Origin of the sequence: uncultured Escherichia sp. (assembly GCF_948475835.1) — a bacterium.
Taxonomy (GTDB): domain Bacteria; phylum Pseudomonadota; class Gammaproteobacteria; order Enterobacterales; family Enterobacteriaceae; genus ECMA0423.
Map to the genome: position 1 here is coordinate 1 of NZ_CAOLGM010000147.1, position 10080 is coordinate 10080.

9 protein-coding genes are annotated in these 10080 nt (G+C 48.2%); 6 read left to right on the forward strand and 3 right to left on the reverse strand.

From position 1 onward, the window contains the following. The first annotated feature begins 306 nt into the window (after nucleotides 1-306). Both ehaB and iprA read left to right on the forward strand, forming a co-directional pair. A complete protein-coding gene (gene ehaB, locus QZF50_RS20635; RefSeq protein ID WP_000556465.1) occupies nucleotides 307-3309 on the forward strand; it encodes an autotransporter adhesin EhaB in 3003 nt (1000 codons plus the stop codon). An 87-nt stretch (nucleotides 3310-3396) separates the two neighbouring features. Then, the gene (gene iprA / locus QZF50_RS20640) at nucleotides 3397-4020 is read left to right on the forward strand and encodes a hydrogen peroxide resistance inhibitor IprA (RefSeq protein ID WP_001295817.1); all 624 of its coding nucleotides are present in this window, start codon (nucleotides 3397-3399) and stop codon (nucleotides 4018-4020) included. On the opposite strand, the gene ampH is transcribed toward iprA, so the two are convergent. After that, complete coding sequence (gene ampH / locus QZF50_RS20645; protein ID WP_000830741.1) at nucleotides 4021-5178, reverse strand: D-alanyl-D-alanine-carboxypeptidase/endopeptidase AmpH; 1158 nt, start codon at nucleotides 5176-5178, stop codon at nucleotides 4021-4023. It abuts the gene before it with no gap. Nucleotides 5179-5529: 351 nt separating this feature from the next. Here ampH and sbmA point away from each other — a divergent pair, with 351 nt between their 5' ends. Continuing rightward, nucleotides 5530-6750: a peptide antibiotic transporter SbmA gene (gene sbmA / locus QZF50_RS20650; protein WP_001298543.1), complete on the forward strand. Its 1221-nt coding sequence runs from the start codon at nucleotides 5530-5532 to the stop codon at nucleotides 6748-6750. Between the two features lie 12 nt (nucleotides 6751-6762). Further along, nucleotides 6763-7857, forward strand: a complete 1095-nt coding sequence (gene yaiW / locus QZF50_RS20655; protein WP_000092043.1) for a surface-exposed outer membrane lipoprotein YaiW — start codon at nucleotides 6763-6765, stop codon at nucleotides 7855-7857. 58 nt (nucleotides 7858-7915) lie between these two features. On the opposite strand, the gene QZF50_RS20660 is transcribed toward yaiW, so the two are convergent. After that, entirely contained in the window at nucleotides 7916-8224 is a 309-nt protein-coding gene (locus QZF50_RS20660; RefSeq protein ID WP_000763151.1) for a YaiY family protein, read from the reverse strand. Between the two features lie 259 nt (nucleotides 8225-8483). Between QZF50_RS20660 and QZF50_RS20665 the strand changes: the two genes are divergently transcribed. Further along, entirely contained in the window at nucleotides 8484-8696 is a 213-nt protein-coding gene (locus tag QZF50_RS20665) for a DUF2754 domain-containing protein (protein WP_001295334.1), read from the forward strand. Nucleotides 8697-8719: 23 nt separating this feature from the next. Here the strand turns inward: QZF50_RS20665 and ddlA are convergent, their stop codons facing one another. Continuing rightward, a complete protein-coding gene (ddlA, locus tag QZF50_RS20670) occupies nucleotides 8720-9814 on the reverse strand; it encodes a D-alanine--D-alanine ligase (protein ID WP_000413677.1) in 1095 nt (364 codons plus the stop codon). A 77-nt stretch (nucleotides 9815-9891) separates the two neighbouring features. On the opposite strand from ddlA, the gene QZF50_RS20675 reads away from it, so the two are divergent. Then, the coding region (locus QZF50_RS20675) for a hypothetical protein (RefSeq protein ID WP_076841218.1) at nucleotides 9892-10080 on the forward strand (189 nt) is incomplete at its 3' end.

A 10080-nucleotide genomic window follows, 5' to 3' on the forward strand; every position in this document is an offset into this window, starting at 1 on the left:
ATAAATTGAATAATTCAAACTTTGTTGTATATTGATAAGATATTTATCTGGTTTGTGTTTTTGATATTTATAACGCGTATGTATCAAAAATAACATTATCTGCAACATGTTGAAATATCGTCCTTTTATCAATTTGATGCGTGTTTTTCTCCATAAATTATATATGTCCACATTCGGACTTAGGGGAAAGAATAATTGAACCATTCGTCTGTAATGCAGCATAATCGTTAGCGCGAAACATAATATGTTTTCTATGCATTGATAATTGATGGATCAACTTATTACGTCCCTGAGGAGGGATGACAAATGCACTCCTGGAAAAAGAAACTTGTAGTATCACAATTAGCATTGGCTTGCACTCTGGCTATCACCTCTCAGGCTAATGCAGCGACCAACGATATTTCTGGTCAAACTTACAATACTTTCCATCACTACAACGACGCCACCTATGCTGATGACGTTTACTATGATGGTTATGTAGGCTGGAACAACTATGCCGCTGATAGCTATTACAACGGCGATATCTACCCGGTCATTAATAACGCTACCGTTAACGGCGTGATTTCTACCTACTATCTGGACGACGGTATTTCTACCAATACCAACGCCAATAGTCTGACAATCAAAAACAGCACTATTCACGGTATGATTTATTCCGAGTGCATGACAACTGATTGTGCTGATCGTGCGGATGATTACTACCATGACCGTCTGGCGCTGACTGTTGATAATTCAACGATCGACGACAACTACGAACACTACACATATAACGGCACTTACAATAATGCCGCTGATACTCATGTTGTAGACGTTTACAACATTGGTACGGCTATTACTCTGGATCAGGAAGTTGATCTGTCCATCACTAATAACTCTCACGTTGCGGGTATTACGTTGACTCAGGGTTATGAGTGGGAAGATATTGACGACAACACTGTCAGCACTGGCGTAAACAGCAGCGAAGTGTTTAATAACACCATCACTGTTAAAGATTCAACCGTGACCTCTGGTTCATGGACTGATGAAGGTACTACTGGTTGGTTCGGTAATACAGGTAATGCCAGCGATTATAGTGGTAAATCTAACTTTGTCACCGTAGATACTGACGGAGATGGTGTTGCTGATAGCACTATTGCAAGCTGGGATGATGTTGCATTAGCTGTAGTTGCACATCCGAATGCTGATAATGCTATGCAGACCACCGCTGACTTTAGTAACTCTACTTTGATGGGCGATGTAATCTTCTCTAGCAACTTTGATGAAAACTTCTTCCCACGTGGTGCAGATAGTTATCGCGATGCTGATGGTGAAGTAGACACCAACGGTTGGGATGGAACAGATCGCCTGGATCTGACATTAAATAACGGTAGTAAATGGGTAGGGGCAGCACAATCTGTTCATCAAACTGGTTCTATTGATGTTGATGGAGATGGTAAAGGTGACATCGCTACATACGGTGTTGGCACCGAGGCAACTGCAACTCTGATTGATATTGAGGATAATAGCCTGTGGCCGTTATCAACCGTTGGTGTTGAAAACGATGATACAAGTTACAGTGAATTCGATCATATTACTGGTAATCAGGTTTACCAGAGCGGTCTGTTCAATGTGACCCTGAATACCGGTTCACAGTGGGATACCACCAAAACTTCTCTGATTGATACTCTGAGCATCAACAGTGGTTCAACTGTTAATGTTGCTGATTCAACGCTGATTTCTGACTCTATCTCTCTGACAGGTCTTTCTGCGCTGAACATCAACGAAGATGGTCATGTTGCAACTGATTCACTGACTGTCGACAACAGTACCGTAACCATTTCTGATGAAGTTTCTGCTGGTTGGGCTGTAGGTGATGCTGCTCTGTATGCCAACAACATCAAAGTGACTAACGACGGTATTCTGGATGTAGGTAACACTGCGGCGAATGCTCTGCAGGTTGATACTCTGAACCTGACCAGCACTACTGATACCAGTGGTAACATTCACGCTGGTGTGTTCAACATCGAAAGCAACCGCTTCGTACTTGATGCAGACCTGACCAACGACCGTACCAACGATACTACCAAGTCAAACTACGGTTATGGCTTAATCGCAATGAACTCTGATGGTCACCTGACCATTAACGGTAACGGCGATAACGACAACACTGCTTCTATCGAAGCTGGTCAGAACGAAGTTGATAACAACGGTGACCATGTTGCAGCTGCAACCGGTAACTACAAAGTTCGTATCGACAACGCAACTGGTGCTGGTTCTATCGCTGACTACAACGGCAACGAGCTGATCTACGTCAACGACAAAAACAGCAACGCGACCTTCTCTGCTGCTAACAAAGCTGACCTGGGTGCATACACCTATCAGGCTGAACAGCGCGGTAACACCGTTGTTCTGCAACAGATGGAGCTGACCGACTACGCTAACATGGCGCTGAGCATCCCGTCTGCGAACACCAATATCTGGAACCTGGAACAAGACACCGTTGGTACTCGTCTGACCAACTCTCGTCATGGCCTGGCTGATAACGGCGGCGCATGGGTAAGCTACTTCGGTGGTAACTTCAACGGCGACAACGGCACCATCAACTATGATCAGGATGTTAACGGCATCATGGTCGGTGTTGATACCAAAATTGACGGTAACAACGCTAAGTGGATCGTCGGTGCGGCTGCAGGCTTCGCTAAAGGTGACATGAATGACCGTTCTGGTCAGGTGGATCAAGACAGCCAGACTGCCTACATCTACTCTTCTGCTCACTTCGCGAACAACGTCTTTGTTGATGGTAGCTTGAGCTACTCTCACTTCAACAACGACCTGTCTGCAACCATGAGCAACGGTACTTACGTTGACGGTAGCACCAACTCTGACGCGTGGGGCTTCGGTTTGAAAGCCGGTTACGACTTCAAACTGGGTGATGCTGGTTACGTGACTCCTTACGGCAGCGTTTCTGGTCTGTTCCAGTCTGGTGATGACTACCAGCTGAGCAACGACATGAAAGTTGACGGTCAGTCTTACGACAGCATGCGTTATGAACTGGGTGTAGATGCAGGTTATACCTTCACCTACAGCGAAGATCAGGCTCTGACTCCGTACTTCAAACTGGCTTACGTCTACGACGACTCTAACAACGATAACGATGTGAACGGTGATTCCATCGATAACGGTACTGAAGGGTCTGCGGTACGTGTTGGTCTGGGTACTCAGTTCAGCTTCACCAAGAACTTCAGCGCCTATACCGATGCTAACTACCTCGGTGGTGGTGACGTAGATCAAGACTGGTCCGCGAACGTGGGTGTTAAATATACCTGGTAATATTCTTCACTCCGAAGAAATTCTGGTAATTTAATCTAAATAATGCCCGTCAAGGATTTGACGGGCATTACTGCAAAGGACGCGCAAATGTTATCTGTAGTTAAACCTCTTCAGGAATTTGGTAAGCTCGATAAATGTTTGTCCAGATACGGTACGCGCTTCGAGTTTAATAATGAAAAGCAAGTTATATTTTCCAGTGATGTCAATAGCGAAGATACTTTCGTTATTTTAGAGGGCGTTATCTCTCTGCGTAGAGAAGAAAACGTACTTATCGGTATTACCCAGGCTCCTTATATTATGGGGCTGGCTGATGGTTTAATGAAAAACGATATACCATACAAATTAATATCAGAAGGAAATTGTACGGGATATCATCTACCAGCCAAACAAACCATTACGCTTATTGAACAAAATCAACTCTGGCGAGACGCTTTTTACTGGTTAGCCTGGCAAAATAGAATTCTGGAATTACGCGACGTGCAGCTCATTGGGCATAATTCCTACGAACAAATCCGCGCAACATTATTATCAATGATTGACTGGAATGAAGAATTGCGATCACGTATTGGTGTGATGAATTATATCCATCAACGTACACGCATATCGCGTTCTGTCGTCGCAGAAGTTCTCGCTGCTTTGCGTAAAGGCGGCTATATCGAAATGAATAAAGGCAAACTGGTCGCTATCAACCGTTTGCCTTCAGAGTATTAATCAGGATGCGGGGATAACCAACGGTTTATTCCCGCTTAGCTCGGTCACCAGATCATTGATGCCATCGCTCATATTTTTAAAGCGCGTCAACGGCGAACGAGTGACCACCACAAACGCGCCAATATTCTTCTGCGGGATCATCGCCATATAGGTAATGAAACCGCCACCACCGCCTGTCTTCTGAATAATCCCCGGACGACCCTCTTTCGGGGCCATATATACCCAGCCTAAACCAAGCGCATCCGCTTTGCCGGGGACATCCATGCCAATCACTTTCGTAAACTGCGCGCGCTGATAAATCAACGTCTGCATGCGATCTGCCTGGTTACTGCGCTGATAAAAATCAGATGACAAATACTGCTGCATCCAGCGCATCATATCGCCAGGCGTGGAATAGACGCCGCCGCTGCCAATTGCCGCCAGCGTGTTATTGCACGGACTGGCACCGCGCTCAGCAACCATTAAACGGCGGCACTGATCCGGTGAGGGGGTGTAGGTGGTGTCTTTCATCCCCAATGGACGGGTAATCTGCTCTTCAAACAACTGGGTATAAGGCTTGCCGGACGCATTCGCCAGTGCATCTGCCAGCAGGTCGAACGCAAGGTTAGAGTACGCCGCCTGACTGCCTGGCGCGGCTTTCAGCTTCGCCGTAGAAAGGTATTTCCAGCGTTGCTCGCGCGTTGGCCAGACAAACACCGGACGATGTGCCGCGCCACCGGGCTGTTCACGGGGCAGGGCGCTGGTATGGGTTGCCAGATTCACTAGGGTAATGGGCGTCCCATTGTAGGTTGGCACGCGTGCGCCTGGCGGAGCATATTTACTTAGCGGATCGTTTAACTTCACGGTCCCCTGGTCGAGCAATTTCACCAGCATTTCACTGGTCATTAGCTTGGTGAGGGAAGCAATACGCACGACCGAATCCAGCTGCGGGCGAACGTTATTACCAGGTCGCGTTTCGCCATAACTGCGAAAGACGCGCTGGTTACCGTCGATAACAACCAGCGCCATCCCCGTGGCACCGCTGCCGTAAAAAATATGATCGGCATAACGATCGACAATATCAGAGGCAAACTCCGGTTCAGTGATCGGCTGCGCCGCATGGACGGAGGTCAATGACGCCGCACACAGCACGGCAGAAAAAAGCAGACTACGTTTCAACGGTGGTGTCCATAGATTGAATGAAGGTAACTGAGCGTATTTATACTACTCATTGATGGATTGCAAAGGGCGAATTAGTGCAATAATAGTGTTAAAAACGTAACGGCGCGTAAACACGATCTTTTTCCTGCTCACCAATGCCTGCATTTGTGATCCTGCGCGTGTTAATCCGCTTATGTAAACAATCTTTGGTTTGTGAAATCCGTCGAAACAATTCTTATGGTCAGGCTGGCGAACTAAGCGCCTTGCTATGGGTCACAATGGGCGGTTTCATTTGGCTGACGCTTTGTAGCGGTCATGCGGTTAATACACAGCAGTTGTTAAAACGATAAGAAGTTAGCAGGAGTGCATATGTTTAAGTCTTTTTTCCCAAAGCCGGGAACGTTTTTTCTCTCGGCCTTTGTTTGGGCATTGATTGCCGTTATCTTCTGGCAAGCCGGTGGGGGTGACTGGGTGGCGCGTATCACCGGCGCTTCCGGGCAGATCCCGATTAGCGCCGCGCGTTTCTGGTCGTTGGATTTCCTGATTTTTTACGCTTACTACATTGTTTGCGTAGGACTTTTTGCATTTTTCTGGTTTATCTACAGCCCGCACCGTTGGCAATACTGGTCAATACTCGGTACTGCACTGATCATCTTCGTCACCTGGTTTTTGGTGGAAGTCGGGGTCGCCGTCAACGCCTGGTATGCACCGTTCTATGATCTGATTCAAACCGCGCTAAGTTCGCCGCATAAAGTCACTATCGAACAATTTTACCGCGAAGTGGGCGTCTTTCTGGGGATTGCGCTGATCGCGGTGGTGATCAGTGTACTGAACAACTTCTTTGTCAGTCACTACGTGTTCCGCTGGCGTACGGCGATGAACGAATATTACATGGCGAACTGGCAACAACTGCGTCATATCGAAGGGGCCGCACAGCGTGTGCAGGAAGACACCATGCGTTTTGCTTCAACGCTGGAGAATATGGGCGTCAGTTTTATCAACGCCATCATGACGTTGATCGCCTTCCTGCCGGTGCTGGTAACGCTCTCCGCACATGTGCCGGAGCTGCCAATTGTCGGGCACATTCCGTATGGTCTGGTGATTGCCGCTATCGTCTGGTCGCTGATGGGGACCGGATTGCTGGCAGTGGTAGGGATCAAACTGCCGGGGCTGGAGTTTAAAAACCAGCGAGTAGAGGCCGCCTACCGTAAAGAGCTGGTTTATGGTGAAGACGATGCCACGCGCGCGACGCCGCCTACGGTACGCGAGCTGTTTAGCGCCGTACGGAAAAACTATTTTCGCCTCTATTTTCACTATATGTATTTCAACATCGCCCGCATTCTCTATTTGCAGGTCGATAACGTTTTCGGTTTGTTCTTGCTGTTTCCGTCAATTGTTGCCGGTACGATTACGCTCGGCCTGATGACGCAGATTACCAACGTTTTTGGTCAGGTTCGCGGTGCTTTCCAGTACCTGATTAACTCATGGACCACACTGGTTGAGTTGATGTCTATCTACAAACGTCTGCGCAGCTTTGAACATGAGCTGGATGGTGACAAAATTCAGGAAGTAACCCATACCTTGAGCTAAAAAGGAGAAGTAATGTCGCGCGTCAATCATCTATCTTCGCTGTCATTGTTGGCGGTTCTGGTTTTAGCGGGGTGTAGTAGTCAGGCTCCGCAACCGTTGAAAAAGGGCGAAAAAGCGATAGATGTAGCGAGCGTCGTGCGGCAGAAGATGCCTGCGAGCGTGAAAGACCGCGATGCCTGGGCGAAAGATCTCGCCACCACCTTTGAAAGTCAGGGGCTGGCACCGACGCTGGAAAACGTCTGCTCGGTGCTGGCGGTGGCGCAGCAGGAGTCAAATTATCAGGCAGATCCGGCCGTTCCGGGCTTAAGCAAGATCGCCTGGCAAGAGATTGACCGTCGTGCTGAACGGATGCACATTCCTGCTTTTCTGGTTCATACCGCGCTAAAAATCAAATCGCCAAACGGCAAAAGTTATAGCGAACGGTTAGATTCGGTGCGTACAGAAAAGCAATTGAGCGCGATTTTTGACGATCTGATCAGCATGGTACCAATGGGGCAGACGCTGTTTGGTTCGCTTAATCCTGTGCGCACCGGTGGGCCGATGCAGGTCAGCATTGCTTTTGCCGAACAGCATACCAAAGGGTATCCGTGGAAAATGGACGGTACAGTTCGTCAGGAAGTCTTCAGTCGCCGCGGCGGGTTGTGGTTTGGTACTTACCATTTACTGAATTATCCCGCCAGCTATAGCGCACCGATATACCGCTTTGCTGATTTTAACGCTGGCTGGTACGCCAGCCGTAATGCCGCGTTTCAGAACGCAGTCAGTAAGGCCAGCGGCGTGAAGCTGGCACTGGACGGTGATTTAATTCGTTACGACAGTAAAGAACCCGGGAAAACCGAACTGGCAACGCGCAAACTGGCGGGAAAACTGGGGATGAGCGACAGCGAAATTCGCCGTCAGTTAGAGAAAGGTGACAGCTTCTCTTTTGAGGAGACGGCGCTGTACAAGAAAGTTTATCAACTTGCCGAAGCGAAAACGGGTAAATCACTACCCCGCGAAATGTTGCCTGGCATTCAACTGGAAAGCCCGAAAATCACCCGCAACCTGACTACGGCCTGGTTTGCGAAGCGCGTAGACGAACGGCGGGCGCGTTGTATGAAACAGTGATCAAACAGGAATGTCATGCCAGATAAGGCGTTTTAGGCCGTATCTGGCAACGTAAATCTTACTGGCGGCGATGTCGCCAGTGCAGCCATAGCGCCACCACTGCAAAAATGAGGCAGCCTACTAAAAACGGGATCAGCCCGAAAATGGTGCCGACACCTAAACCAATTTCCACCCGTGGGCGACCTGTTTCCTGGACCTGCATTAAACGCTCATAGACGCCGGGCGCATGCACTAACAGGTTCAGCAATTGCGCCCCAGCCCAAAAGCAAAACAGCACAAACAACGCATAGGCAATGTTGCCAGGCGTTGAAGAGGCATTGCGATATTTTCCGCTAAACAGCGATTTTGACAGGGTGAAATCAGCCATAAAAACCTCCGGAAGTCATCTGCTTCTCTTCTGGTGTGATACCAGCGGCTTATGGCAAGTCTGACAGGTCATTTAGATTGTCAATATCAGAATCATGGTAAATTGATGTTGGGAATATTCCCGAAGCGTGAATCTTCGTTATGAGTCACAAAATGGCAACCTTAAGTTAAATTTATTAACAATTACGAAAATGTTGTCTACACCACAGACGGTTGTTACAGAATATGCAAGGATGTTGTTTTTCGTTAACGGAGCTGCCATGAATCTGCCTGTAAAAATCCGCCGTGACTGGCACTACTATGCGTTCGCCATTGGCCTTATATTCATTCTTAATGGCGTGGTGGGGTTACTGGGATTTGAAGCAAAAGGTTGGCAGACCTATGCCGTCGGTCTGGTGACGTGGGTGATTAGTTTCTGGCTGGCGGGGTTGATTATTCGTCGTCGCGATGAAGAAACTGAAAACGCCCAATAAGAATATTATCGGGCGTTAAAATATTACATTGTGGTTTTCAATGCGTTATCCGCAGCGTGACGCTCCAGCGCCAGCTCAATCAAACGTGTGATCAGATCGGTGTAACCCAGACCGCTGGCTTGCCACAGCTTCGGATACATACTGATGTTGGTGAAGCCAGGCAGTGTGTTGATCTCGTTGATCACCACTTCGTTCTCTGGGGTTAAAAACACGTCTACACGCGCCATGCCTGCGCATCCCAACGTTTGATAAGCCTGAACGGCAATCGCCCGGATCTTATCGTTGATTTCTGGCGCAATGGCTGCCGGAACTACCACTTTCGCGCCATCTTCGTCAATGTACTTGGTGTCGTAGGCATAGAAGTCGCTGGTGAGTACGATCTCGCCACAGGTGCTGGCTTGCGGGTTGTCGTTGCCCAGAACTGCGCATTCGATCTCACGACCTTTGATCCCTTGCTCAACGATCACTTTATGATCGAACTCGAACGCCAGATCGACGGCAATTGCGTACTGTTCTTCACTGGTTACTTTGCTGACACCAACAGAAGAGCCCTGATTAGCCGGTTTTACAAACAGTGGTAACCCCAGTTTAGACTCCACTTCGGCAAAACTGATGTTGTGACGATTAGCGCGCGTCAGGGTAATAAATGGCGCAATGTTCAGCCCGGCATCGCGTAGCAGACGTTTGGTGACATCTTTATCCATACAGGCTGCTGAAGCCAGAACATCAGAACCTACAAACGGTAAATTGGCGACCCGCAGCATTCCCTGCAAGGAACCATCTTCGCCCAGCGTACCGTGGACAATCGGGAAAATGACATCCACCGTCGGCAACGGCTGACCGTTTTGCGCGTCGATAAGCTGATGCTCATGTTTACCTGGCACCTGCGCAAGGCTGGTCGCCGAAGGGCGCAACGCAATATGGGCAGGATCGTCTGCATTTAGCAGATAATTGCTGGCATCGCTGACGTGCCATTGCCCTTGTTTATCAATGCCCAGCAGCACAACGTCGAAGCGACTTTTATCAATGGCATCGACAATGTTTTTTGCCGATTGCAGAGACACTTCATGTTCCGCTGATTTACCACCAAAAACGATTCCTACCCGCAGTTTTTCCATCTTAAAAACCTATCCCGTCTAACACAAAGTGCATACATTACCACGACAAAACGGGGGATTCGCGGCCTTCTGAAAGATTGTTGCAATCTTCTGCTGACAAAGCGTGCAACGTACTGGTGAAGAAAGTGCGTTATCTCAAAGATGTGCGCAAGATCACAAAAATGATGAACGGGAAGCTAATTTATTCCTGGCTTAAATGGCCATGCGGTGAGTTTTTTTCTCTTAATTATAAGTTAACGAAGAGAATATATTTCATAACTTTTATT